General features: G+C 55.7%; 19 protein-coding genes. 2 read left to right on the top strand and 17 right to left on the bottom strand.

The genetic code is table 11. The features are described 5' to 3' along the window. Positions 1 to 335, bottom strand: a 335-nt coding sequence (locus LJE94_13930) for an FAD-dependent oxidoreductase (protein ID MCG6911207.1), incomplete at its 3' end; no start/stop codon positions are given. A 512-nt stretch (positions 336 to 847) separates the two neighbouring features. Between LJE94_13930 and miaA the strand changes: the two genes are divergently transcribed. Beyond that, the gene (gene miaA, locus LJE94_13925; GenBank protein ID MCG6911206.1) at positions 848 to 1792 is read left to right on the top strand and encodes a tRNA (adenosine(37)-N6)-dimethylallyltransferase MiaA; all 945 of its coding nucleotides are present in this window, start codon (positions 848 to 850) and stop codon (positions 1790 to 1792) included. A gap of 172 nt (positions 1793 to 1964) precedes the next feature. Here miaA and LJE94_13920 read toward each other — a convergent pair whose 3' ends face one another. From LJE94_13920 to LJE94_13880, 9 genes are all read right to left on the bottom strand, one after another. After that, positions 1965 to 3104, bottom strand: coding sequence for a hybrid sensor histidine kinase/response regulator (locus LJE94_13920; GenBank protein ID MCG6911205.1), 1140 nt, complete (start codon positions 3102 to 3104; stop codon positions 1965 to 1967). Between the two features lie 138 nt (positions 3105 to 3242). Next, on the bottom strand, positions 3243 to 5528 hold the full coding sequence (locus LJE94_13915) for a PAS domain S-box protein (GenBank protein MCG6911204.1): 2286 nt from the start codon (positions 5526 to 5528) through the stop codon (positions 3243 to 3245). A gap of 88 nt (positions 5529 to 5616) precedes the next feature. Next, complete coding sequence (locus tag LJE94_13910; GenBank protein MCG6911203.1) at positions 5617 to 6501, bottom strand: CoB--CoM heterodisulfide reductase iron-sulfur subunit B family protein; 885 nt, start codon at positions 6499 to 6501, stop codon at positions 5617 to 5619. A gap of 71 nt (positions 6502 to 6572) precedes the next feature. Beyond that, a complete protein-coding gene (locus LJE94_13905) occupies positions 6573 to 7145 on the bottom strand; it encodes a 4Fe-4S dicluster domain-containing protein (GenBank protein ID MCG6911202.1) in 573 nt (190 codons plus the stop codon). Positions 7146 to 7248: 103 nt separating this feature from the next. Then, positions 7249 to 10665 carry a response regulator gene (locus LJE94_13900; GenBank protein ID MCG6911201.1) on the bottom strand — a complete coding sequence of 1139 codons (3417 nt, stop codon included), beginning with the start codon at positions 10663 to 10665 and terminating at the stop codon, positions 7249 to 7251. Positions 10666 to 10753: 88 nt separating this feature from the next. Further along, positions 10754 to 11899, bottom strand: a complete 1146-nt coding sequence (locus LJE94_13895) for a Coenzyme F420 hydrogenase/dehydrogenase, beta subunit C-terminal domain (protein MCG6911200.1) — start codon at positions 11897 to 11899, stop codon at positions 10754 to 10756. A gap of 13 nt (positions 11900 to 11912) precedes the next feature. Then, positions 11913 to 12335: a hydrogenase iron-sulfur subunit gene (locus tag LJE94_13890; GenBank protein MCG6911199.1), complete on the bottom strand. Its 423-nt coding sequence runs from the start codon at positions 12333 to 12335 to the stop codon at positions 11913 to 11915. Positions 12336 to 12394: 59 nt separating this feature from the next. Beyond that, the gene (locus LJE94_13885; GenBank protein ID MCG6911198.1) at positions 12395 to 15805 is read right to left on the bottom strand and encodes an FAD-dependent oxidoreductase; all 3411 of its coding nucleotides are present in this window, start codon (positions 15803 to 15805) and stop codon (positions 12395 to 12397) included. A gap of 35 nt (positions 15806 to 15840) precedes the next feature. Then, entirely contained in the window at positions 15841 to 16251 is a 411-nt protein-coding gene (locus LJE94_13880; protein ID MCG6911197.1) for a response regulator, read from the bottom strand. 624 nt (positions 16252 to 16875) lie between these two features. Between LJE94_13880 and LJE94_13875 the strand changes: the two genes are divergently transcribed. After that, complete coding sequence (locus tag LJE94_13875) at positions 16876 to 17802, top strand: glycine cleavage system protein H (protein ID MCG6911196.1); 927 nt, start codon at positions 16876 to 16878, stop codon at positions 17800 to 17802. Between the two features lie 95 nt (positions 17803 to 17897). Here LJE94_13875 and LJE94_13870 read toward each other — a convergent pair whose 3' ends face one another. The 7 genes from LJE94_13870 to LJE94_13840 form a co-directional block, all read right to left on the bottom strand. Continuing rightward, positions 17898 to 18443: a zinc metallopeptidase gene (locus LJE94_13870; protein MCG6911195.1), complete on the bottom strand. Its 546-nt coding sequence runs from the start codon at positions 18441 to 18443 to the stop codon at positions 17898 to 17900. After that, complete coding sequence (locus LJE94_13865) at positions 18440 to 19789, bottom strand: sigma-54 dependent transcriptional regulator (protein ID MCG6911194.1); 1350 nt, start codon at positions 19787 to 19789, stop codon at positions 18440 to 18442. Before LJE94_13865 ends, LJE94_13870 begins: the two co-directional genes overlap by 4 nt. After that, the gene (locus tag LJE94_13860; GenBank protein ID MCG6911193.1) at positions 19786 to 21342 is read right to left on the bottom strand and encodes a PAS domain-containing protein; all 1557 of its coding nucleotides are present in this window, start codon (positions 21340 to 21342) and stop codon (positions 19786 to 19788) included. Before LJE94_13860 ends, LJE94_13865 begins: the two co-directional genes overlap by 4 nt. Continuing rightward, positions 21339 to 23081 (bottom strand): sigma 54-interacting transcriptional regulator, encoded by a 1743-nt coding sequence (locus LJE94_13855; GenBank protein ID MCG6911192.1) that lies wholly within the window; start codon positions 23079 to 23081, stop codon positions 21339 to 21341. Before LJE94_13855 ends, LJE94_13860 begins: the two co-directional genes overlap by 4 nt. A gap of 142 nt (positions 23082 to 23223) precedes the next feature. Further along, on the bottom strand, positions 23224 to 24387 hold the full coding sequence (locus LJE94_13850; GenBank protein MCG6911191.1) for a response regulator: 1164 nt from the start codon (positions 24385 to 24387) through the stop codon (positions 23224 to 23226). 111 nt (positions 24388 to 24498) lie between these two features. Further along, positions 24499 to 25185: an SH3 domain-containing protein gene (locus LJE94_13845; GenBank protein MCG6911190.1), complete on the bottom strand. Its 687-nt coding sequence runs from the start codon at positions 25183 to 25185 to the stop codon at positions 24499 to 24501. A 294-nt stretch (positions 25186 to 25479) separates the two neighbouring features. Continuing rightward, on the bottom strand, positions 25480 to 26406 hold the full coding sequence (locus LJE94_13840; protein MCG6911189.1) for a TIGR01212 family radical SAM protein: 927 nt from the start codon (positions 26404 to 26406) through the stop codon (positions 25480 to 25482). Positions 26407 to 26673 lie beyond the last annotated feature (267 nt).

Here is a 26673-nt window from a genome sequence, read left to right as displayed (position 1 = left end):
CAGGAGGTGCAGGCGTCGGGATTGATGTAGCGGGGCTTCGAGTTGATGAAGGCCTTGAAATTGCCCGCGGAACCCTCGATTTTTTCTATTTCGGAGTTGGTGATCAGGTTGATGTTCAGATGCCGGCCGACCTCGACCAGTACAGGTGAAATAATTCACATCGCGCAGTCGTTGGTTGGAAAGGTCTTGTCCAGTTCACTCATCACGCCGCCGATGGCGGGCGACTTTTCGAGAAGATGTACGTAGTAGCCGGAATTTGCCAGATCAAGCGCGGACTGCATTCCGGCGATGCCGCCGCCGACTACCAGTACCGAACCGATTACATCTTTTGCCATTGTGTATCTCCCGGTCAAAAATTTAATAGAGCCAAACAGATGATATGATTCGCATTTGCCAATATGCTGAAAAAAGGGCCAAGAAATTTATCTATATGGTGGACCTATGCTTGTCAATGAAATTTGACGGGAAATGAGGGGGGATGCATTGCTTTCGGGTTTAAGGTCTAAGAATTATTAAAATAATGATTTTTCAGATAAATTTAGTATGAAATGGAAGCATTATGGCTCCGGATTTACCAGCATCCTGGCACTACGGTCGCCAAGCTTCCCCGCCTCTTATCATTGTATATTTGCGGTGAAAAAAATGAAAACCGGCTCAACTTCCCGCGGCCGTGTGATACAATTTAGATTCATGAAGAGCCAGAAATTTTATGCTGGCAACCCGGCGCGGAATGTCATATGGGATTTTGGAGTGGCCGCCGGACAAATATTCCGAATAGCGTCCATTGCCGCCTCCGATATTTTCAGGGCGGCAACAAACGCATTCTTGGGTTTACGGGTTACTTTGATTGATTAATGGCAACGTTCAGAATAACGACCTCCCGGCGGCGGTGGTGATCTGCGGCCCTACCGGCATCGGCAAGACCTCGTTTGCCATCGCCCTGGCCAAACGCTTCCACGGCGAGATCATCGGCGCCGACTCGATGCAGCTTTTCCGCCGGATGGACATCGGGACGGCCAAACCCACGTCGGAGGAGCGGGCGGCCGTCACCCATCACATGGTGGACGTGGTGGAGCCGGATGAACATTTCGACGCGGAAATGTTTGCCGGCATGGCCTATGCCAAGGTTCTGGAGCTGTCCCAACGCGGCGTTCTGCCGTTTGTGGTGGGCGGGACGGGTCTGTACATCAAGTCGCTGATACACGGTCTGTTCGAGACCGTAAAAGTGGACCCCGAAGTGAGGCGGCGGCTCAAAGAGGAAGCCGCGGCAAAAGGCGGGCAGCATCTTTACCGGCGCCTGGTGAGCTGCGACCCCGCCGCCGCCGCGCGCATCCATGAAAACGACACCTACCGCATCGTCAGGGCGCTGGAAGTGTTCGAGACGTCCCGCACGCCGCTGTCCGCGCGCCAGCGGTCACACCAGTTCAGCGGGCGGCGCCTGAGGACGCTGAAAATCGGGCTTTTTATGGAAAGGGCAGACCTGTACAGGCGCATCGACAGGCGCGTGGACGCCATGATCCGGCAGGGGCTGCTGCAGGAGGTCGAGGGGCTGGTCGGCAAGGGCTATTCAAAGGATCTGAAATCCATGCGGTCCCTGGGCTATCGCCACATGGCCGAATACCTGAGCGGCGCCGCGGTTTGGGAAGAGGCGGTCAGAACATTGAAACGCGACACCCGCCGCTATGCCAAGCGGCAGATGACCTGGTTCAGGGCGGATCCCGAGGTTGTCTGGCTGGGGCCGGATGATGCCGAAGCGGCGGCTTCGCTGGTAAGTGATTTTCTCCTAAGGTGAGGGTTTCAATTACTAGGACGGTACACGGTGTAGGGTGCACGGTATACGGCGATCCCCGTGTTAGGTCGTGAGTCGTGATAAATGATCTTTGTCTTTTCCGGTTTATCCGGGTTAGGTGTTCGATATAGGAATTTCCGGTTAACCGGGTTGGATTTCTATACGACGCGAGCCCTTACCGGGCCGGTTTCCTGGGGAGCTTGACGGTAAATTTCGCCCCCTGACCCGGCATCGAATCCACATGGATGCCGCCGTCGTGCTGCCCGATGATTTTGTGGGCGATGAAAAGTCCCAGGCCGGTACCCTTGCGCCCTTTGGAGGAATAGAACAGGGAGAATATTTTTTCCCTGGTTTCCAGGTCCATGCCGATGCCGTTGTCGTGAATGGTGAACCGTACATGCCGATTGTCGGTCTCGAGGCCGAAGGTGATGCGTTTGTTTTTGTTGCGGATGTCTTTGACACAGGCATCGACCGCGTTTTCCAGGATGTTGACCAGGGCCGTGGTGATATATCTGGCGTCGAGAATGCCGGCCCCGGCATCGGCCTCGAAGTCACAGATGAAATCGATCCCGTGCTTTTCCATTTTGGGCGCGATGATTTGGGCAACTTCGCCGGCAAAAGACGGCAGGTCCACCGGCCTCATTTCCGGTTCCCGCTCCTTGGCCTGCAGCAGAATGTCCTCGGCCAGTTTGCGGATCCGGTCGATCATGGTCAGGATGATGTCCCACCCTTCCTGGATGCGGGACAGGTCCTTTTTTTCGATGCCGGCATTGACGAGGTAGATGCCCCCGTCAAGGCCGGTGATGAGACCCTTGATACCGTGCGAGATGGAGCCGATCATCAATCCCAGCGCGGAAAGATTGTCCTGCAGTTCTGTTTTTTCCCTGATGAGGGCCTCGAGGCTGCGCGTGTAGGCTTTGAGTTTTTCCCTGACAACGATTTTATCCTCGGCACGCTTGAGGGATATTTCCAGGGCATCGACATTGATGGGTTTGGTGATGAAATCGGTGGCTTCGTGCTTGAGGCTTTTGATGGCCAGGTTCATGTCACCGTGACCGGTGATCATAATCACCTCGCACTCCGGATTTTCCTGTTTGATGCGCTTGAGGAGTTCGATGCCGTCCATGTGAGGCATCTTGATGTCCGTCAGCACCAGCGAGGGGGAACGGGTTTTGAAGATCCGCAGCGCCTCTTCACCGTTGACCGCCGCAAGCACGTCATACCCCAGATCCTCGAGTGCGATGGCGAGAACGTCGCGGATGTCGGCTTCATCGTCGACCAGCAAGATCTCGTTTTTTTCATTATCGGCTGACATGCATAACCTCTCCCGAACTCATGTCGCCTCCTGCTGTATGTGCAGGAGATAAAATCTATTCATCCAGTTCGATGTTCAGCTTTCGATGTTGGACGTTCATCTTAGGCCTTCGACCGCCGTGATTCTGAGCGCCGGCCTCTATTCGGGTTGCGCCGGTGGTTTCAGGGCGGGGAAGACAAGGCGAAAACAGGTTCCCCGGCCTCGATTGGGCACGGCCATGATTTCCCCGCCGCAGTCTTTGACGATCCCGTAGCTGATCGACAGTCCCAGGCCGGTGCCCCTGCCGACCTCTTTGGTGGTGAAAAAGGGTTCGAAAACCTTTTCCACGATATCGGGCGGTATGCCCACGCCGGTGTCGCAGATCTCGACGGTCACATGGTCCCGGTCGGCGTAGGTTTTCAAGAGGATGCTTTTTTCCTGGTCGCTGCCTGGCTGGCCGCTGCAGCGTTCCTCGATGGCGTCCCTGGCGTTGAGCAGCAGATTGATAAACACCTGCTCCAGGCGGCCGGGATCGGCTTTTACCCTGGGCAGGTCCGGGGAGAACTCGCGCAGGATCTCGATGCCCCGCACTTTGAGCTGCTGGCTGAAGATTTCAAAGGCGCTTTCCAGCACCGAATGGACATCGACTTTTTCCATGGCCACATCCGATTTTCTGGCGAACTGTCGCATGTGATTGATGATCTTGGTGGCCCGGTCAACGTTGCCATCGACCTTTTCGAGCATGGTTGCCAGGATTTGCTCCGCGATGGGCTGTTGGGTGTTGAGCTTTTTCACCAGGAAACTGGAGGCCGTTTTGATGACCGAAAGCGGCTGGTTGAGTTCGTGGGCGACGCCGGTGGCCATCTCGCCCAGGGTGGCCATTTTGCTGGCCTGGATCAACTGCTGTTCGGTCTCCAGGCGTTTGGTGATATCGCTGGTGGTTACCAGGAGCACCCGCTGTCCGGAGTACTCCGAGGGTGACATGCGGATGTTGACGAACAGCTCCTTGCCGTCCTTTCCGATGTGCCGGGCCTGGTTGATGATGGAGGCGGTGCGCAGCTTGAAGGCATAGTGCTCGGTTTCGTCGGTTCGGAACAGCTCCAGGAAGGTGCGCCCCCTGATCTCGTCCGCGGTGTAACCGTACACGGTTGCCACGCTGTTGTTGCTGTCCAGGATTTCGAAGTTGTTCTGGTCGAGGACAAACACCGGGTTGGGGATATTGTTGAAAATGGCGTGGTATTTTTTTTCGGATTGTTCCAACTCGACTTCCAGAAGCCTTCTGGCGGTGATGTCGAGGGATATTTCCATGGCGGCCACGATGTCGCCCTTTTCGTTGAAAATGGGGGATGACCTGACGATCCAATGCTTGATGGACCCGTCTTTGTCCACACCCGTCTCTTCCGTGGAGTAGGATTGCCCGTCGCTAAACGTTTTTTCTACCGGACACGACCGGCATTTTTCGGAACGGCCTTTGTAGGCTTCGTAGCAGTGCTCTCCCGGCTGGGGGTCGAATTTGTCGGCGAACTCCTGGTTGTAGCGGATCAGTTTGAAGGACCGGTCTTGAACCGTGATCAGGCAGGGAACCCGCTGGAAAAGGTCCATGTATTCATCCCTCTGCTGGTTCAGGGCGGCCTGTTTCTGCGCGATTTTTTCGCTCATCTGGTGGATGGCGGCTGCGAGTTGCCCCATCTCGTCCTCCCGATCTATTTCGACTTCTCCGGGATATTTCCCCTGGGCAATCAGGCGCGTATCTTCGATCAGTTTTTTAATGGGGCGGTTTACGAAGGTCAGCACGAAAACCAGAATGATGATCGAGGTGAGCAGAAAGACGGTAAAGGCCAGCACGAAGATTCTTCTCTGGGCGATGATAATCTCCCGGTCGGTTTCCTTCAGGGAGACAACCAGGTCCAGGGCGCCCAGGATTTTCTTGTTTTCAGGGTGCACATGGCAGCCCTCTGCACAACCGGGCTCGTTGCGAATCGGGCTGATGATGCCCAGGAGCCGTTCTCCGGACGGGTCGTTGAAAAACCGGGTTCTCCGGTTCAGCGCCAGTTCGGTCAGAGGCGGTTTCGAGCGGTGGCAGATATTGCAGGCTTCCGCCTTGATGTTGGTGGCCGAGTTTACTTCCGATGCGTGGTTGGAGTATTTGATTTCACCCGATTTGTTGTAGATGCGGATGTGTTTTATTTCGGGCTGTTTCCCGATATTGGTGATGATCTGGTTGATGTCGTCCCGGGAATTGAGCATCATGGCATAGTGGGTGCCCAGGCGTATGGTGGACGTCAGCCTGTCGGTTGCATTGACGATGTTCTGCATGAGCTTTTCTTTTTGATAATCGATGTTGAAATAGGCCCACGTCGTGATCGAGAACAGAAAGACGAACCCTACTGTGAGGATCAGCTTCGATACGAGTCGTCGTCGGATTTTGCTAAAAATGTTCAGCATAATTTTTCGGTACTATCTACCAACGAAGGTTTGCTTGCCGGCCCGCGCCTTAATGCTGTAGCTAGATCCATAATTTTCTAAAAGGTCATCATGCCGCTTCGACGGCACGGTGCCACTTGGAGTTGAATCCGCCGGTGACGGCCAGATTCAGCCCAAGGCCCAATGACCTGTCCTGCAGCCCCATGGCCAAGCCCAGCAGTTGGGGCAGGTAAAGAATCGTCACCTGCAGGTTTTTACGATGCATTCCCGATATTTTTTTCTGATAGGCCTCCAGGTTCATCTGGCACATGGGGCAAACCGTTACGATGGCATCCGCCCCGTGGGCGGCTTCCAGAATGGCACCGACCAGCTCCAGGGCGACGTCCATTTTGGTGTTCATGTGGGAAGCGCCGCAGCATCTGCCCCCCATTTCCCAATCGAACACGGTTGCGCCCGTGGCTTCGATCAGGGCCTCCATGGATGTCGGCGCTTCAGGATCGTCGAAATCGGCGTAAGGCCGCAGGCACTGACAACCGTAATACGGGGCAATTGAGAAACCGGACATAGGGGTTTGCAGCCGGTCCCCTATGGGCCGGGCGCCGAGATCGTTGGCAAGCACATCCAGAAGGTGCCGCACATTCATCGGCCGCTTCAATTCCAGCCCCTCTTCGGCCAGAACACCGTTGAGGGTTGAGAGGGTTGCAGGCTCCTTTTTGACGGTTTCGGTAACTTTTTTCAGATTGAGGTAGCATGCGCTGCACGGTACGAGAATGTCATCGATGTCGGTATGCGCTTCCGCCAAGGCGATATTTCTGGCGGGCAGGGCAAGGGATAAAAGACGACTGATGGGTTCCGCTGCGCTGGCGCCGCAGCATGTCCAGTTTTCTATTTCGATTAATTCGACACCAACGGCCTGCAGCATGGCACGGGTGGCCAGATCATATTCCCTGGCGGTTCCTTCCAGTGAACAGCCGGGATAGTATACGTATTTCATACCCTTTCCCTCATTGGCGCTTTGGCGCGGTTTTTTTCAACGCTTGGGTTTATTTCAACGCTGAGGTTTATTCAACGTTCCAACTCCATCACCTTTTGAAAAAGCTTTTCCAGGGGCGCCGTTCCTTTGGACGGTACCTGGAACGACACCTTACCTTTTTGCAATAGCTTCACGCCCAGGGGGGCGAACTTGAAGGGCACCAAAGGGCTTTTGAGCGCACCGAAGTACAGGGTCATGAATTCCATTTCCCTGACCCGGCCGTGACGCCTGACACTTTCAATAAACTTCTTGTAAAACAGAATGCTCGGCTTGTATTTGGCCAGGTTGTTTCTGGCGGCAATCTGCTTGAGGGCGTTCATGGCATCGGTCAGGGGCAGCCCGCGCGGACATCTGAGCGTGCAGTAGTAGCATGACGAGCACAGAATGAATGTCCGGCTGTTGAAAATGGCATCCGTCTCACCCATGAGCACCATACGCCACATCCGCCGGGGGGTTTTGTCCATGGCAAACGCATTGGGGCACGAACCGGTGCAGGTGCCGCACTGAATACACGGGAGGACCATCTCTCTGATGCTGTCAAGAGGGTCTCTTTCCGGTCTGTCTCCGGGTTCCGGCGTTCCCTCGTCAAAGGCTGTCGTATGCATGTGATCACCCCCTCAGATTTAACCGATTGCCATGTCTATACCGTACTAAAGCCATGCACCCCATTCTGAACGTTTTTTCTGGCAACCAGGCCAGATACTCCTCTCATATCACGGCCGCATCCAGTATCTGGAACATTTGCTGTTTCGGGAACCCTGCCAGGATGGATGCGTCGTTGGGACAAACGGCAGCACACGAGCCGCATCCCTGGCACATCACCGGGTTGACCTCGACCCTTTCTTTGTCCATGTCCAGTGCGCGGGCGCCGTACGGGCAGGCGTCGATACAGCGTTCGCACAGGCTGCAGAGGTTGTGCCGGACTTGCGCCACCAGTTTTCCGGACGGCAGATTGTGCCTGGTGAGAATTCTCAGGCACCGCTCTGCAGCGGCTTCGGCGGTGGCGATGGATTCCGTAACCGAGCGCGGCGAATGCGTGAGCCCGCAGGCAAACACCCCCTCCTTGATGGCGTCGACAGGCCGCCATTTGGGTTCGGCCTCCTGGAAAAAGCCGTCCGGGTCGATGGCAATGTCGAAAACCGCCGCCAGTTCCCGGGTCAGGTTCGGCACAATCCCCGTGGCCAGAATTACGAGATTCGGTTTGATTTCAATGGGCCGGCCGATTATCGGTTCGACGGTCGTCACCGAGAGCTTGCCGCCGTCCACATGAACAACCGGCTTGCGGTCGACATGGTATTGAATGAACACGACACCGGCTTTTCTGGCGCTGGTGTAGTAGGATTCCAGAAAACCGAATGCCATCATGTCTCTGTATAGAACGTAGATGTTGATACCCGGGTTGCCCGCCTTCAATTGAAGCGCGTATTTCAACGAAGCGGCGCAGCAGATCCGGCTGCAGTAGTTTCTCGGGGCTTCCCGGCTGCCCACGCATTGAATCATCACGACCGAGTCTATTGCAGCCGGGTCGATCTGTTCGGATGCCAGCCGGCACGCAAACTCCTTCTGGGTTAAAATTCCGTCGTGCCTGCCGTATGCATAACTTTCGGCCGGCGCTTCGCAGCCGCCGGTGGCCAGAACCGTCACCCCGTGTTGCAGGTCAAGCGGGACACCTTTCTCGTCCTGAATGGTCGTAAAAAAAGAGCCGACGTCGCCAAACGAGGATACGATCCGCGACGCCGTGTGCGTGTCTATCAGTCGGTGCTTGTGTACCCTGGCGACGGTTTCTTCCAAAAGTGACGCTGTGTCGTGTCCTTCGATGGTGTTTTTCATCCAATTCAGATTGCCGCCAAGTTCATCGGATTTTTCCACCACGTCGACACGAAACCCATGATCGGCAATGCCCAGCGCCGCCGTCAAGCCGGCGATTCCGCCACCCACAACCAGTGCTTTTTGTCGAACGGGGCAGGTCGGAACGGGCGCCGGGTCTGCATATTGTTGCCCGGCGATGCCCGTTTTAAGGGCACTCAAAACAACCCTTTGCCTGTCTTCCGGGTCGGTTTCGGCAAATCCGAAAAGCGGTGTCCGGATGTCCACCACATCCATCAGCGAGGGCGGGAGTCCGGTTGCCTTGGACAGCTCGTTCAATTTTCGGGCGTACACATAGGGCCGGCAGGCACCGATAACGACCCGATTCGGCCGACGGTCCTTGATGTGTTCGGTCAACTCGTTCCAGCCGGTTTCCGTACAGGCCTGCCGCAGCCGCTCGACCCATTTGACCGACGGATCGTTTTGCAGCGCATTTGCCATGGCGTCGACATCGAGGCCGTCGGAAAGCGTTTCGTCGCAGGTGCAGAGAATCACGAGTATTTCAGGCCGTTCGCGCGAAACATCCCGCAGCGGCGCAACGCTGGAAACCTCCGGCGCCAGCCCGCCCCCGGACGAATGGATGGCGCTCGATGCCGCCAGGGCGGCGGCCGATGACTGTATAACGGAATTGCTTATATCCGTCAGGCCCGAAAAAGCGCCGCCGATAAAGACCCCTTCCCGTTGCGTCCGTGTGGCGTAAAAGGGAAGGGTGTCCAAAAAGCCCCATTGATTCTGACCGAGATCCAGCATGTTCGCCAGCATATCGGCGCCTTTGGCCGGTCGCTGCCCCAGGGAGAGCACCATCAGGTCGAGTGACATGTTCCGGGCGGTGCCGTCGGGCTCCGCGTATCGAACGACGACATCCCCCGCGACGTTTTGTTCGGTGGAGTGGACCCTTCCTCTCAGGAATCGAACCCCATGCGTTTTTTCCGCGGAATCCCGGTACCGCTGGAAGGATTTTTCAAATGTGCGCATGTCCATGTAGAACAGGGTCGTTTCGACATCGTCGGTGCTTTTCTCCTTGGCCAGCAGCGCTTCCTTTATGGCATGCATGCAGCAGATGCTCGAACAGAAATCGGCGTTCGACTGGAGGTCCCGGGAGCCGACGCACTGAATCCAGCCGATATTGCGCACCGGTTTACCGTCGGATGGCCGCACAAGGCGGCCCTGTGCCGGCCCCAGTCCGCTCAGCATTCGTTCAAATTCCATACTGGTCACCACGTTGGGTATAATTCCATAGCCATAGGCGTTTTTTCCGGTTTCGGGCCGATAGTAGTCGGTGCCCCCGCACAGCACAATGGCGCCGACTTCCCTTTCGAGACCGCCGGCGGCCTCGAAGTCTGCGTAGATATCGAGGAGCATGGGAATCATTTTGTCGGGATCGAAAGGTTTGATCAGATAATCCAACGCACCTATTTTCATGGCTTCGACCGCCGTTTCGACGGTGGCATACGCCGTCATCATGATGACGGTAAGATCCGGGCACTTTTCTTTTGCGACCCCGAGCAGCTCGACGCCGTCCATACCGGGCATTTTGATGTCCGTCAGCATGAGATGATATGTTTCCACATCCAGTTTTTCCAGCGCCTCGGAACCCGAGGCCGCCATTTGGACGGCAAATCCCTCCTCCCCGAGCAATTCTTTGAGCGAGTCACGCACGATCAGTTCATCATCCACCACAAGAATCTTGAATTCGCTTCTAGCCTGTTCGGAAAGCCGAATGGCGCCTGTGGGACAGATTTTTTCGCATTCCCCACATCGCGTGCAGGCGGCCATGTCGATTATGAATGGATTGGGGATGGCGTGGGGGACCGGAAGGTAAATGGCCTTTCTTTTACTCATGCCCTCATTGAATTCATCCGGCACCTCCACCGGGCAGGCATCGACGCACAGGGCACACCCGATGCACTTGTTCGCATCCACCCAGTTGGGCCTCTGTTTCAGTTGGGCGGTGTACTGTCCGGCTTCGCCGTCAACGGCGATGAGCTCGGTGGATAGAAGGATCTCGATATTTTCGTGAAAAAGTCCTTTGCGGAGGCAGTACTGGGAGGATTTGTCCCGGTCCACCAGCGGCAGCATTTTGCACATGCCGCAATGATTCGTTGGAAACTGATAATCGAGTTTGCTCAGAATACCGCCGATGTGGGGCGATTTGTCGATAAGGGTGACGCCATAACCCGTTTCCGCCAAATCCAGCGCTGCGCGGATGCCGCCGATACCGGCGCCGACAACAAGGGCTTTGCCGATTTTTTTATGCATTCAAGCCTCCTGGTAAGTGGACTCCGTCACATGTCACTGGCAGCGGTTTTTTCCTGAACGCTGACAGGCATCGGGGAGGAGTCGACAGCTAATCTCCCATTCCGACGATATCTTCAAATTCTTTCTCCCGGAACTCGGACAGCGGTGGCTTTTCATCGAGACTCCGGCCGGCCTCGTAGCCGAAAGCTTTCTGGGAACGATGGGCAATGGTGCGAAAGACCTCCATGACCGGAATATCATTGGGACAGGCATTGGAGCATTGACCGCATCCGATGCAGGCCGTGCTCATATGGGCCAGCCGGGTTAAATGGTAAAAAACGGTGTCTGTCGGCATTTTGATCATGCCCTTTCGTTTGGACCACCCCAGGTACTGGGATGGTTCGTGTTCGAACACATCCGTGGAAAAGACACATTCCCTGCAGTAACAAACCGGACAGGCAACCCTGCAATTGTAGCAATTGACGCAGTTGGCGAAGTAGGTCGTCAGTTTTTCAATGCCGTCGATCTGTTGCCGGGTGTTGGCAAACATGGCGTCCCGGCGGGCCTTTCGATCCTTCAGGAGGGCATCGACGACCGCTTTTCGCCGTGAAGGCGACGCCGCCGGAGACAGGTGCGCGCCTTCCAGAAAATCCTCGCCGGATTGCGTGTTGGCCTGAACGAGCAAATTGTGATGGGTATCGACACCGTAAAGTCCGATGAGGATATCCGCCTGTTCGGGTATGGGATGCTCACAGGTCTGACAGGCGGGTGCGATTTCAAAGCCCTTGATGGCGCCGCTTTCGCCGGCCAGAACGCTTTCATGGAACAGACGCGTGGTTTCGGAAGGATCGTCTCCTACCAGTTCGAAGTAGTCCCGGTTCTGAAAGGCTCCCAGGCAATCGATGCCGAGGAGGATGATCTCCTCCGTGCGCGCCTGTTTGAGTTTGACAAGCTCGATGAAGGCCCGCAGTTCACAGGTGCGCAACACGACGAGAATTTTGCCCCCGATGGGCTTTTTGGTGAGCCTGGCAGCCATCCTGCCGGCATTCAAAGGGAATACAGGCGCCAAAGGGTCGACGTGCGAAAGGTCCTTCGCATCCGTAACAAGCATGGGCATCACCATGTTTTTCATGGGAAGCTTTTGGGGAACCAAAATCGCATCGATGGCTTTCTTTTCGAGAAGGGAACGGAAAAAATCCCGGAGGGATTGCAGTATGTCATTGTTTTCGACTTCAATTTTCATTGTGCCACCCATGCTTTCCTCCGTGCTAAATCACCATTTTCAGCTTGGCTTGATTCGGGCCCAGCGCTTTGATTCGGGCGACAAGCTCACGCATCACCTCGGCGAAGAGGATGCCGTCGCTGGCGCCGATCCAGGTCAACTTCAAGCGGGTTTCTTCAAACCCGAATTGCGGGAGAATTTCTTTAAGAAGCTTGATGCGTCTGCGGGCTTTGTAATTCCCGTTGATGTAGTGGCAGTCGCCGGGGTGGCAGCCACTGACGAGGACACCGTCGGCACCTTCCAAAAATGCCTTGATGACATATTGGGGATCCACCATTCCCGTGCACATGACGCGTATCAACCGCACGTTTTTGGGATACGTCAGCCGGGAGGTTCCTGCCAGGTCGGCGGCGGTATAGGTGCACCAGTTACAAACAAAGGCAATGATGGTCGGTTCAAATGCATCCATAGCGGTCTCCTCCGAAAGATTTGCTTTATGACTTTACCCCAGCGTTGCAGCTGCGGGGTTTACATACCCACAGCACTGAGTGCATCCATGATGCCGCTGAACTCCGCAAAAATCTGTTTTTTTGTGAAATGCTTCACCTGGGCGGCCCCGCTGGGGCAGGCGCCGCTGCAGCTGCCGCAACCCTTGCAGACCGCCTCGTTGATGACCGAGACATTTCTTCTCTCGTCGAACTCTATCGCGGAATAGGGGCAAAGCCCGATACATGTCTGACATCCGGCGCAAACAGAGGGGTCGATCCAGGAAATGGTCGAGGGGACCGGCACCTTGCCGCGGGTAGACAGGGAAAGGGCCTTGGCGGCGGCGCCGGACGCCTGCGCGACCGTGTCGGGGATATCTTTCGGTGACTGACAAGCCCCGGCAATAAACACACCGTCGGTAGCCGTGTTCAGCGGCCCCAGTTTGGGGTGCTCCTCCAGAAAGAATCCGTCGGCCCCCCGGTTGATCCCGAAAACCCGGCCCACCTGGCCGGCATCCTCTCTGGCTTCCATGGCCGCGCAGAGTACGACCATGTCCACCGGAACGCGAAGGCGGCTTCCCAAGAGTGTATCTTCGGCAATGGCGATAAGCTTCCCTTCTTCGCTCTCGGATGTCGCCTTGTCCGTGATTTCCGCCACCTTTCCCCGGATAAAGGTGGTGCCTTCTTCCTGGCAGCGCCGGTAGAATTCCTCATAGCCTTTTCCGTAGCAGCGCTGATCGATGTAAAAATCGTAGACCTTGGTATGGTGCCCGACTTTTTCCTTGAGCAGGTGCGCGTATTTGAGGGCGTACATGCAGCAGACCCTTGAACAGTATTCATGGTAATTGACGTCCCGGCTGCCGATACAGTGGAGCAAGGCGACACTTTCGGGTTCTTTCGTGAATTCTCCCCGTGCATCGCGAATGAGAATATTGCCGCCGGTGGGCCCGGTGGCGTTGCTCAACCGTTCGAACTCGAGACTGGTGTATACGTTGGGATACTTGTGATAGCCGTACGGTTTCAACGGCGTCGGATCCATGAGGTCATAGCCCGTGGCGAGAATGATGGTGCCGGCCTGCACCTCTAATTCCTCGGCCTGCATCCGGTGGTCTATGGCCTGGGCCTCGCATGCCTGTACACACGCCATGCACTCACAACACAGCCCGCAATTCAGACACCGTTCAGCCTCGTGCCGTGCATCCTGTTCGGAGAATCCCAGCTCGACTTCACAGAACGAATCCAAGCGGTTGGCCGGTGGGGTCTGCACGACGTGAGGGCGGCCGTTGGGTTCGACGCCGTCGGGCAGGGGCCGCCAGTTTTCTCCGGCGGGCTCCTGGGGCTGTAATGCCGCCGCCAATGCGGCCGGGTCGTCACGATCGAGAAATCCGTGAATGGCTGCAACCGCCTTGTGGCCTGCACTGACCGCCTCGATCACGGTGGCAGGCCCGGTGACGGCGTCACCGGCTGCAAACACATGCGGGACGCTGGTTTGCAGGGTTTGCGGATCTACCCGGATGGTCTGCCGTGACGTCCAATCGAGGCCCGGCTCGTTTGGCGCCCAGGCGTTGTCCGTTTTTTGACCGACGGCGGGGACAACCGCATCACATGCAATGACGAACTCGGAATCCTTGACGGGAAGCGGACGTCGTCGACCGCTGGCGTCGGCAGGGCCCAGTTCGTTGCGAATACACTCGATACCGGTGACCCGGCCGTTCCGGCTGAGGACCGTCACCGGTGATGTCAGAAAGTGAAACCCGATCCCTTCCGCCTTGGCATCTTCGATCTCTTCCGCGTAGGCCGGCATTTCGCGTTCGGAGCGGCGGTAGAGGATGGTCACCTTTTCCGAGCCCAGACGTCTGGCCGCGCGGGCCGCATCCATGGCGACATTTCCCCCGCCGATGACCACCACCTCTCTGCCCGGCTGCACGCCCCCGTCGAGATTCACGTCGCGCAGAAATTCAAGGGCGTCCACCACGCCGTCGGTCCTTTCAAGGCCGGGAATTCCCAGAGACAGGGCCCGGTGGGCACCGATGGATAGAAATACCGCCGCATACCCCATGGATGTCAGCGTTTTGAGTGAGATGTCCTTCCCAAAACGTTTGCCGGTCTCCACGGCGATGCCCAGGCTGAGAATGGCCGCGATTTCTTTGTCGAGAATTTCCGGCGGCAGCCGGTAGTCCGGAATGCCGACACGCAGCATGCCCCCGAGTTTTTCTAGCGCTTCGTAAATGGTCACCCGGTAGCCCTTCAGACGCAGATAGTAGGCGACCGTCAACCCGGCCGGTCCTGAGCCGATGACGGCGATTTTTTCCCGGCGGTCTTCGATCGCCGGGCGTTCCAGGTCTTCAAGGGTGATTTGATCGGCGGCAAATCGCTTCAGCGCCCTGATGGCCACCGGGGCGTCAAGCTCCCCGCGGCGGCATGCCGATTCGCAGGGATGAGGGCAGACCCTCCCCAAGACGCCCGGCAGGGGCAGACGCTCCATGATCAATTTTACCGCATCCTTATACCTGCCTTCTTTGATAAGTTGAACATACCCCTGTACGTTGACGCCGGCGGGACAGGTGGTGACGCAGGGCGCACGGTCCATTTTTTCGATGTTGAAGGTGATGGGGACCGCCTGGGGAAAGGACCTGCCGATAGCTTTGCGCATACACAGATTTTCATCCCACGCATTGGGGGCCGTTACGGGGCAAACCTGGGAACATTCCCCACAGCCCGTACAAACGCCCTCGATGACATAGCGGGGTTTTTTGCGAATGGTCACCGTGTAATTGCCGATATAACCGGAAACGTCGGTGACTTCGCTGTAGGTGTGGAGTCGGATATTTGGGTTCTGGGCGACTTCCACCATTTTGGGAGTTCCGATGCAGGCCGCGCAGTCCAGTGTCGGGAATGTCTTGTCGAACTGCAGCATATGGCCGCCGATGGTGGGGGCTTTTTCCACGAGGTGAACCGTGTTGCCGGCGTTGCCTATATCGATGGCGGCCTGCATGCCGGCGATGCCACCGCCGACGACGACGGTATCCGGGTTGACCGTGACCTCCCTGGTTTCCAGGGCCTGATGAAAATTGACGCGGTTTATGGCGCCCGCCGCCAGCGTTTTGGCTTTGTTGGTGGCCTCGTCTTCACTTTCGGTAACCCAGGAAACCTGTTCGCGAACAGAGGCCATTTGAAACATGTACGGGTTCAGGCCGGCCCTTTGGCAGGCACTTTGAAAGGTTTTTTCGTGAAGCCGCGGCGAGCATGAGGCCACCACCACCCGGTCGAGATTAAAGTCACGAATGTCTTTTTCGATCATTTCCTGGCCCGGATCCGAACACATGAATTTGTAGTCTCTGGCAACGACGACATTTTTCAACCGGCCGGCATAGGCTGCGACCTCCTCGACCCGAACCTTGTAAGCGATATTGATGCCGCAATGACAGATGTAAAACCCTATTTTGATGCTCATGCAGACCTCCGGAACGTCTCGCCGGTTTGAGCGCTTTAACGATATCCTGACAACTCCCTGACTGTAAGGAGAAAATCATCGGCCTCCGGCGGTTTTTCGATAAACCGGTCCATGGTGGCCATCTCCTCGCAGATATACTGGCCGTAGATGTTGTGGCATTTTAGAAATGTTTTTTTGTCGATGGTTGAGAGCATGATGACGGGAACACTTTTCAGTTGGGCGCTCCGTTTGAGGTTTCGATACATGGTGACGCCGGCCTCCCCCGGCATCATCACGTTGAGAATGATGACGGCTGGCTTTTCTTCGACCGCCTTTTGCAGCCCGTCTTTCTTGTTGTCGGCGGTGATGGGCTTGAACCCGTCCGAATGCAGAAGGTTAGAGAGAAAAATTATCGTATCAGGTTCGTCATCCACTACGAGGATTTTGGCTTTTTGACGGCGATGCATGGGGTGCCCTCCATGTTAGCGGGCAGCATCAGGACCGCTGCATTGATGGTGATCCTGGCAATGAAGCCTTCGGGGATGTTTCTGCATAGAGCATGCCAAGCGCTCGTAATATCATAACCAATTGATATTATGTTGATTATAATATCATGGCGACCGAAAACGGCGGAAAAATGTCCCCGTTATGTTGCAGCAAATGCAACAAATAAGGGTGTAAATATTTATTTAACAATAAATTAAATAAGATAATTGTTGCACAACGATAAGTTGCCTAAACGCAACATCCCGAAACCGTCTTCGCGCCATTAGAAATGGCAACAGGGGGTGTAGCAAAGCGATACACATGTTAATTCACTGTATTTAAACAATAAGAATGTCATCCATGCCGGTGCGAGATTCAGATGTGTAAAAAAACGCATCGTTTCCGCCCGGCCGTCGCCGGGCAGTCGTGGGCCAATCATGCGGCTTGCAACAGTTAATAACAATAAATACAAATAGTTGTAATAAAATACACCCTCATCGAGTCCGTTGGTATTCATATTGCTCTACCAATAAGCAAGAGACAGATTTCAACCACACCACGGGATGTGGCGTAAAGGAGGTGCCGCAATGAATGCAAAGGGGAACATGAAAAAAAGAAACGGTAAAACGCGGGTACAAGGCTTTGAGGTGGTGGAAGATGCGTGCATCTGGATGAAAGCCGGCGTGATTAATTTCCGTAAATGCGACAACGACTATGACTGCAACAACTGTCCCTTTGATTTGGGCATGCGCAAGGCCATGGGTATGAAAAAAGGCCGGCGCAAAGAGACACTGAGCGCAGAGGGCTGGGTCGACTATCTGAAAAAGTCGCACTATGGCGCCACGCGGCCATGCCGTCATGCCCTGACGGGCCGCATCGATGCACCGAAAATTTGTACCATGAATTACGAGTGTTATCACTGCCCTTTTGATCAAATACTGGATGAGGTCGATTTGGGGGGGGAATTGGAGGCGCCGCCGCTGTCATCGGCATCCGGATACCGGGTGGCCAAAGGGTATTACTATCATATGGGACACAGCTGGTCGCGATTTGAACACGGGGGGCGCGCCAGGGTAGGGCTCGATGATTTTTCATCCAAAGTCTTCGGTTGCCCCCGGCAACTGCTGCTGCCGCCGCTGGGCGAGAAGTTGAACCAGAGTCAGGTGGGGTGGACGTTTAAAAAGGGCGGCCATGAAGCTGCGGTTTTGTCGCCGGTGACCGGTGTCGTCTTGGCGGTGAACCATAAAGCGCTCGAACATCCTGAAATAGTCACTATCGATCCCTATCATGAAGGATGGCTGTTTATCCTGGAACCGGTGATGCCGAAGAAGGATGTGAAGGGGCTTTATTTCGGTCGTGAAAGCATCCGTTGGATGGAGCATGAAAGCAGCAGACTCTTGTCGTTGATGGGGCCGGAATATGAAAATTTGGCGGCCACCGGTGCGGAGCCCCTCAATGATGTCGCCGGGTCGTTTCCCGAAATCGGATGGGAGGTTCTGGTGGAGGCGTTTTTAGGGACAGGGAAAAAGTAAAAAATGATGACCGGCGTGCAGATAATATACCGGTCGTCACATATGTTTTCATCACAGCTTTCTATGGTGAAATTGGATCTACCCCACGCCGGAGTCTACTGTACGGCATCATTCAGAAACCGCCGGCAGTAGCGGCACAGATTGAATGAGCTCCGGTCCAGGTCTGCCAGGTTCCCTGAGAAGTGCATGAGACATCGACTGTCCTCGCAGTGGGTCAGGCCGTACAGGTGGCACAATTCGTGGAGGGACACTTTGGCGACGCGCTCCAGCGTCCTGGCCGACGGGGCGACGGTGTCCGCTTCATTCTCCCTGAGGCGAAACATGGACACCAGGGCGACACGCCCCCCCTGACGCGCTTCGCCGAATATGTGGGTGAAGACCGGTAAAAAGAGATCGACATCCATGATGCAGACGACTTTGTCGAAGGCCCCGAACGACATCGCTTCCATGTGTTTGATGACGGCGCCTGCATCGTACTGAAGCAGCCGCCTGTTCAGGGCATGGGCAGGGTTTTTCATGGGAGGCATCAATTCCGCCGACAGATCGAAGTAGCCTGAAATATGGGCTGCGATGACCTTGGGCGTCATGTCGGGTATGTCGCCCATGGGTATCAGGCCGATGCAGGGACGATCCGCGCTCATCTCTTTCCGCTTTTCAGCTCATAGCGGTCGATCTTTTTGTGAAGGGTTACCCGGTTGATGCCCAACACCTTCGCAGCCCGGGTGACATTCCAGCCGCATCCGTTCAATGTTTCCAGGATGTACGTTTTTTCCAGCCTCTTTAAGGTTGGCGTTTCTTCGCGTGGAGAGGCCGCCGTCTTCAAAAAGGCGAAGTCGCTGGTGGTGAGGGTTCGGGATTTGGAAAGCACCACCGCCCGCTCCACGGCATTCTCCAGCTCTCTGATATTGCCCGGCCACTGGTACTGCACGAGCTCGTTCAAGGTTTGCTTTGAAACCCGGTCTACCCGTTTAGCGGTTTCCTGGCTGTATTTTTCGAGGAAATGATCCACCAGCAGCGGGATGTCCTCTTTTCTTTGCCGCAAGGGAGGGATAGGCATGTGAATGACGTTGATACGGTAAAAGAAGTCCTCCCTGAAGTCATCGTCGGCAATGGCTTTTTGCAGGTCTTTGCGCGTCGCTGAAATCAGCCGGAAATCCACTGCGACGGGCGTGCGGTTGCCGATGCGGGTTATTTTTTTTTCGTCCAGCACCCGCAGAAGATCCACTTGCATCTTCGGGCTGATTTCCCCGATTTCATCCAGGAACAGGGTGCCCCCGGAAACGACTTCGAGAAATCCCTTGCGTGCGTGCTTTGCGTCTGTAAAAGCCCCCTTTTGATGGCCGAACAGCTCGCTTTCCAGCAATGAATCCGGAATGGCGCCGCAGTTAATGGCGATGAATGGGAGCAGGGCACGGTTGCTCTCGGCATGGATAGCCCTGGCCACCAGCTCTTTGCCGGTTCCCGTTTCGCCTGTCAGCAAAATGGATGCCTCGCTGGCGGCGATCTCGGGGATCAACTTGAAAATCTCTTTCATGGGAGGCGATTGGCCGATGATGTTGTCGAACCGGGTGATTTTTTCCAGGCGTCCCTTGAGGTAGTTGTATTCGGAGGTCAGGGCTTTTTGCTGCAGGACCTTTTCCAGGACCAGTGACAGATAATCGGGCTTGAATGGCTTGAGCAGATAGTCATGAGCGCCCTTTTTCATCGCGTCGACAGCGGAGTCAATGGAACCGTAAGCGGTGATAATGACGACGATGGTATCCGGAAAATCCGTTTTGACCCTTTCCAGCAGCTCGATACCGTCCATGCCGGGCATTTTAATATCCACAAAGAGCAGGTCAAAGGGAACCTTTTCAAGCTTTTCCAGGGCTTCAAAACCGGAAGCCGCTGTTTCGGCGGTGTGCCCCGATTTTTGAAACCAGTAGTACAACGACTCCCGGACGATTTTTTCGTCGTCCACGATCATGATATGCATTTTCTTGGTCACAGCGATCCTCCCTCTTGTTCAATCACAGGAAACACGAGCGTGAACACCGTGCCCTCTCCTTCTTTGCTTTGCACGCTGACCTTGCCGCCATGATTGCGCACAACGCCGTAAACGATGGACAGGCCGAGCCCGGTGCCTTCGCCCTCCTTTTTGGTGGTAAAAAAAGGATCGAAAATGTGGCTGACCTGTTTTTCCGGTATGCCGGTACCGTTATCGGCAATCTTGATTTCCACCTGATTTTCGGATGGAGCCATCTCCGAGACTATTTTCAGCTGCCCGCCGTCTGGCATGGCTTCGATGGCGTTGAATATCAGGTTGAGCAACACCTGCTGCAGCCTGTTGGCGTCGCCGTGAATCGCGATGACGCCGGGTTGCAGTTGTGTGATCAACTCGATGTTTTGGAGTTCCATTTTATGACGGCTCAAACGCAGAACGGCATCCATAATCTCGTTCAGGTCCAGCTTTTTATATTCCAGCGGTATCTGGCGGGAAAAAGACAGCAGGCCGGACACAATGTGGCCGCACCTCTCGAGTTCGCTGGACATCATTGTCAGGAACTTCTTGAAATTTTCGGTGTCGCCCGGCGTAAGGGTTTCTTCAGAGAGAATATTCTGCATCAGGTCCGAAAATGTGAGCAGACCCTGAATGGGATTGTTGATTTCGTGCACACAACTGGCGGCAAGCTTGCCCAGTGAAATCATGCGGTCTTCCTGGATCATTTTATTCAGATCGGCCCTGAGTTCTTCGGCGCGCTTCTCCCACTTCAACGATATTTCCTCGGTGATATCCCTGATCAGTTCCATCACCCGGAAGACGTCGCCGTTTTCGTTCTTAAAGGGATAGGTGACGATATTGCCATAGGATTTCTGGTTCATTATTCCCGGGAATTCATGAATGACATGGGCGGATTTGCCGGTCTGCATGGTTTCCAGCATGGGGCATCGCATCTGGAAGTTGCTGCTGGAACACGGGGCGCTCAGGCCGTAGAAGGCCTCGTGGCAGCGAGTACCGAGGACGGCCTCTTTCTTCTTGCCGACGACCTTCAGATAGACCTCGTTTACGTCGTGAATGGTGAAATCCGTGTTGATAACGACGATGGCGGCCGTGCTTTGCTGGACCATGAAGTTGGAGAACAGTTTTTCAACATTGGCCTGATGCTCCGCTGACTGCAGACGCTGGTTTAATTCATAGAAGGAGCGGAAAAAACGACCGGTGTTGTGCTCCACGACCCCGACGCCTTTTGGCCTCAGTTTAACGAGTTCCAGAAGGACATCCCTGCTGTTGGTCAGTTCCAGAATGCTGTCCAGGTGTTCGAACTCGAACAAGTCTTTGAAATTGTCGGTAGTGAAGATACCCATTTCCCTGGCCCTCTGAAGACCCGATGCTTCCGGATCGATGTCGCAGACGCCAAGGACGTTGATGCTAAGGTATGCGAAATAGTCCGTACGCAGAAGATCCAGAAAAAATTTACAGGCCCTTCCGCCGCCGACAATGGCGATGTTGAGCGGGAGCTTGTTCAGCTGCTTGTTGTTTGGGGGGTGATTGGTTGTCATGATGAATTTTTCGAAATTTTATATCGATTCATCTTGCGCCATAACGTGGAGCGGTCAATCCCGAGGGCCCCGGCGGCTCGTGTGCGGTTTCCGTTGTGCCGTGCCAGCGCCTCGATTATTTTGTGCCGCTCCTCCTGTTGAAGGGCATCGAAACGGGGAGCGCTTCGATGGTCGTGATTACCGGCCGGCTTTTGGGGGCGACAAATGTAATCCGGCAGATGCCGGGGCAGTATTTCGCTTTCCCGGCTGACGATCAGGGCATGTTCCAGAATGTTTTCCAACTCGCGAACGTTGCCCGGGTAATCGCGGTTCAACAGAATTTCCATGGCCGGCCGGGCGATGTCCACCGTGGGGGTGCCGCGGGCCGCACACAGTCTTCTCAAAATGTGCTGGATCAAAAGCGGCAGGTCCACCATGCGTTCTTCCAGAGCGGGGAGGTCGAACCGGAAAACGTTCAGACGGTAAAACAGGTCTTCCCGGAACAGGCCTTTTTCCACGAGTTTGTCCAGCCCCCGATTGGTGGCGGAGATGATGCGTACATCCACTTTTTGCGTGTGCCGGCTTCCCAGGGGGTAGAACTCCTTGTCTTCCAGTACCCGCAGGAGTTTGGCCTGCAGGGGCAGGGGCAGGTCGCCGATTTCGTCCAGGAAAATCGTACCGCCGTCGGCTTCGTTGAATCTTCCCGGTTTGTCGCGTTCGGCGCCGGTGAAGGCGCCCCTGGCGTATCCGAACAGCTCCGATTCCAGGAGGTCGGCCGGGATGGCGGCACAGTTGACCTTGACAAACGGACGGGAAGATCGTTGGCTGGCATGATGGATCACCTTGGCCAGCAGGTCCTTTCCCGTTCCGGTGGGGCCTTCGATGAGAATGGTGGCGTCGGCGTCGGCGACAATCTCGACCTTTTCGAAAACCTTCTGCATGGCCTGGCTTTTGCCGATCATGTCGTGAAAGGTGTAGCGGTCGTGCATGGCCTGGTCCAGTTGACGGACCAGGGTCAGGTCGTGAAAGGTTGCCAGCCCTCCGATGATGGCCCCTTTTTCGTTTTTCAGGGCGATGTAATTGGTGCGGATCGGAACGGCCTCTCCGTCCTGGGTGACAATTTCCCCCTGCCTGGGTTTGTTCATCCATCCCTTTTCCAGGGACTCCCTGAAAAGGCACATGTCGTCGGTGACCTGGCCGCCGAAAAGCGTCGAGCAGGGCTTGCCAAGCACCTGGCGGCGGTTATAGCCGGATATTTTTTCGGCTTCGTTGTTGAAGAAGGTGATCAGACCGCCGCGGTTTACCGTAAAAATGCCGACGTCGAGATTGTCCAGGATTACCTTTAAGGTGCGTTCCTCATAGTGGATCCGGTCGATGAGATCGGCGATGGGGGAGTGATCCTGCAGGATGGTCAGACAGCCGGCCGGGCGGTGATTGTGATCGTACACGGGGATGGCCATGCGGGTCAAAAACATCCTGGCTTCGTTTTCATCGACGATTTCGACGTCCGGTTCATCGGCGGCGCCGCTGTGTTTGTTCTGCAGGACACAGTCGACCATGCAGGGGACACCCGTGAATATTTCGCGGCAGTCCTTGTCGATGACATCCACTTCTTTCAGCCCCATGAGCGCCTGGGCATTCAGGTTCATGGCCTTGACCCGGCGGTTGACATCCACCGTAAAGGCCCCCACACTGAGTTCGTCAAGCAGGGCCAGCGTCTGTTGGCTGAGAATGACGTCGTTCTGGAATCGGTCGCTCATAGTGGTTCTTTAGATACAAGGTAATCGGTGTTCGGTTCAGGGTTTGCGGCGGGCTTTTCGACCACCGGCTGTAAACACCTGAACACGCTTTTTGCGTTATTTCCCTGTCGATCATCGGCCCATCTCCGGATTTCTCCCTTTATCACGATGCGGCGGGCGGCAGCTTCAGAAAAAAGACGGTTCCATCCCCCGGCTTGCTTTCCACCGCCACGCTGCCGTGGTGCTGGGCCATGATGCCGTAAACCGTGGAGAGCCCCAATCCGACGCCGTAGCCCTCTTTTTTGGTGGTGTAAAAGGGTTCGAAAATGTGCGGCAGATCCTTCGGGGAGATACCGGACCCCGTGTCCGTAAAGCTGATGACCACCATGCCGCCCTGTGCTTCGACGCGGCTTTCGATGTGAATTTTTCCACCGTGGGGCATGGCGTCCATGGCGTTGAATATCAGATTGATCACGCACTGCTGCAGCTGGTTGAAATCTCCTCGAACGGCGGGAAGGCCGCCCGGAATGCTGCGCGTCAAGTCGATTCCCGAAAGCGCCAACCTGTGGCGGCTCAGGGCGATGCAGCGTTCCAGCAGGTCGGCGACATTCACCGGCGCAAAGGACGGCGGCGACTTGCGGGAGAAAGCCAAGAGGCCCGACACGATCTTGGAGCAGCGGTCCGATTCCTTTTCCACCAGGTCGAGGTAGCGGAGGAACCGGCTTCGCCGTTCTTCGTTCAGGTCCTCCTTTTCCAATACCTTGATCATCAGCCGGCTGTAATTGAGGATGCCGGAAAGGGGGTTGTTGATTTCATGAACGACGCTGGCTGCCAGCCGTCCGAGGGACATCATTTTGTCCTGGTGCAGGATTTGGGCCTGGGTGGCATTTTCCTTTTCGAGCAGAGCGGTGTAGTCCCTGGCCTGCTTCCTGGCGGTGTAGCGCTCCCGGGCGCGACGCAGGGCCAGGTGCAGGGTTTCGTCGTGAATGGGTTTGGTGATGAAGTCAGAGGCGTCCAGCTGCAACGCCTTGACCGCCAGATCCATGTCGGCAAAGGCGGTGATGACGATGACCTCGATGTCTGGATCGGATTTTTTCAGCGCCGTCAGGACCTGGATGCCGTCGACACCCGGCATGCGAATGTCGGTGATGACGATCTGGGGCTTTTTTTCGAGGCACAGGTCCAGCCCTGCCTGCCCGTCGGCAGCCACCTCCACATGGTATCCGCTGTCCTTCAGCGAGATGGATACGACGTCGCGGATATCCCGTTCATCGTCGATCAGGACGATGTGCCAGGAATGCGTAGGGAGGGTCTGTTTCGCAAGCATGCTGTTCACACCCGGCTCGATCCTGCAGCGTTGGGGTTAAATCGCGGGCCGTCTCTCAAACCCGCGATGACCGCGCGGCATCCCCTGTGCATCGGCGCGGTGCGGTGCGTTTTACGGTACCGCGGTGCTCACGGTGACGAGGTAGATGTTTTCTTTTTTATAAAAGGTCTGATCGATCTCGTAGTGCCGGTCGCGGCTCAAATCCAGGACGATTCTCACGCGGGCGGCAACACCACCGTAGGGCGCGACACGGATGCCTTTGATGAGGCTTCCTTCTGATTCGATCCGGTCGCCGATATTGTCGTCTATGCGGGTGTTCAGAAAATCACAGACGACCCGCGGCCGTTCCCCCTTCAGCACAAACGTTTCCGGGGGGTAAAAGCCGTTCAGTTCGAAGGCCACGGTTTCTCTGTTTTCAGAGACGATTTTCGAGGTGATGGTTTTGATAAAATGGCTTTTTTCTGCGGATCGGCGGCCTTCATCGGACGGGGCGGCGAACAGATCCCGGTGAGCCCAGCCGGTTCTACCGTCGGGGTAGCGGATATAATACCACTCATTGCGCTTTTTTTCTACGACCACGGGGTCGCCCCGCCTGGCCCGGAAGAGAATAGGGGCTTCCGTGGTGGGTGCCTGGCGCACGCGGGCCACCAGGACTTTCACGTAAAGGGTTTCTTCCACGGCTCCGGCATCACGGGGATTGAACGGGGATACCGGTGCGAGGATGACGGCCATTGCCAGGCAGAGAAAAAATCGAACTGCGGTTTTGAAACGTAAGATCGGAGAAAGCTGATATGTCATATGCCCCCGGTTCCGCCGCCGTGTGGTTGCAAGGCTTTCTTTGACCTAAATTGAACTTAGGTTTAAGTAATGACAGCCTATTGCAGTGGGGCTGTTTTGTCAAGCGCCCCGGGGGGGCGCTACAAGGTGGACGGTATTGAGGTTTTTTGGGCAATCAGGCAAAAGCAAATAGCCAACCGTTCGATGTTCAATGTTGGATGTTCATCCGTACATTTCTCTCCGACTGCCGATCACAGGTCTACCGGCAAACCTTCTTACGTTCGCACCTTCAGACATTTTTACCTTCCGCTCGTCTCACGCGGGCGGGCACAACCTCCCCTGCCGGGTCTCCCTTCTTTCCAGTTCCCGGTTGATGCGGGTAAAGGTTTCGTTGCGCTCCAGCGACCACTGCGGCGCGGCCAGTTCGTGGGGGTGCGGGTCGCCGGTCAGCCGCTGGATCACCACATTTTCGGGGATGCGTTCCAGAAAATCGCACACGAGGTCCACGTAGGCATCCTGTTCCAGGCACCGATAACTGCCGTTTCGGTAAAGGGTCTCGAGCGCCGTCCCCTTGACCACGTACAAAAGATGCAGTTTCACACCGTCTATGCCAGCCTGTGCCAGAAAGTCCGCCGTTTCCAGAACGTGGCGCCTTTTTTCGCCGGGGAGGCCGATAATGACGTGGGCGCAAATCTTGATACCCCTGTTTGCTGTTTTGCAAAGGGCCCGTGAAAAGGCCGCCACGTCGTGCCCCCGGTTGATCAGGGCCAGGGTTTCATCGTGGGCCGACTGGAGTCCGTATTCGATCCAGATGAGGTGGCTCGCGGTGTAGTGCTGCAGCAGGTCGAGCACCGGACCGTCCACGCAGTCCGGCCGGGTGCCCACGGACATCCCGACAACGTCCGGCGAGGCCAGGGCCTCGGCATAGATTTTTTCCAGCACGGGCAGGGGGGCGTAGGTGTTGGTAAAGGATTGTAGATAGACCATGAATTTGTCGGCCTTGTATCTCTTCGACAGATACTTTTTGCCCCTCTCGATCTGTTCCGGGATGCTCAGACCCTTTTTCAGCAAACCGGTGCCCGAACCACTGCCGTTGCAGTATATGCAGCCGCCGGTTGCTAGGGTTCCATCGCGGTTCGGGCAGGTCAGCCCGGCGTCCACCGCAATTTTTTGCACCCTGCAGCCGAAGCGGCTCCTGAAGTAGGTGTTGAGGTCGGTGTATCTTCTTTGGGGAATACTCATTTTACAATGGAAACGGTTATGGCGTGCGGCCGGTTTTAGGGTTACATCAATACCAGTTGTCATATATAGGTTCCGATACAACCGATGTCCAGCACAAGGAATTTTTTTCCGAAGCAGAAAGGTAGCCGAATAACATGGCAACCGCTATTCATGGAAATCCTAATATCGAATACCAGGATATGAAACAATTTAAAATGGTCCAATATCCGACTTTTAACGATCATGTTTTCGATCCTGTTGGTAGCGCAGGGATTTATCCCTGCCAAA

It is taken from the genome of Deltaproteobacteria bacterium (genome assembly GCA_022340465.1).
Lineage (GTDB): Bacteria > Desulfobacterota > Desulfobacteria > Desulfobacterales > B30-G6 > JAJDNW01.
This window is presented reverse-complemented; position numbering and strand designations above follow the sequence as displayed.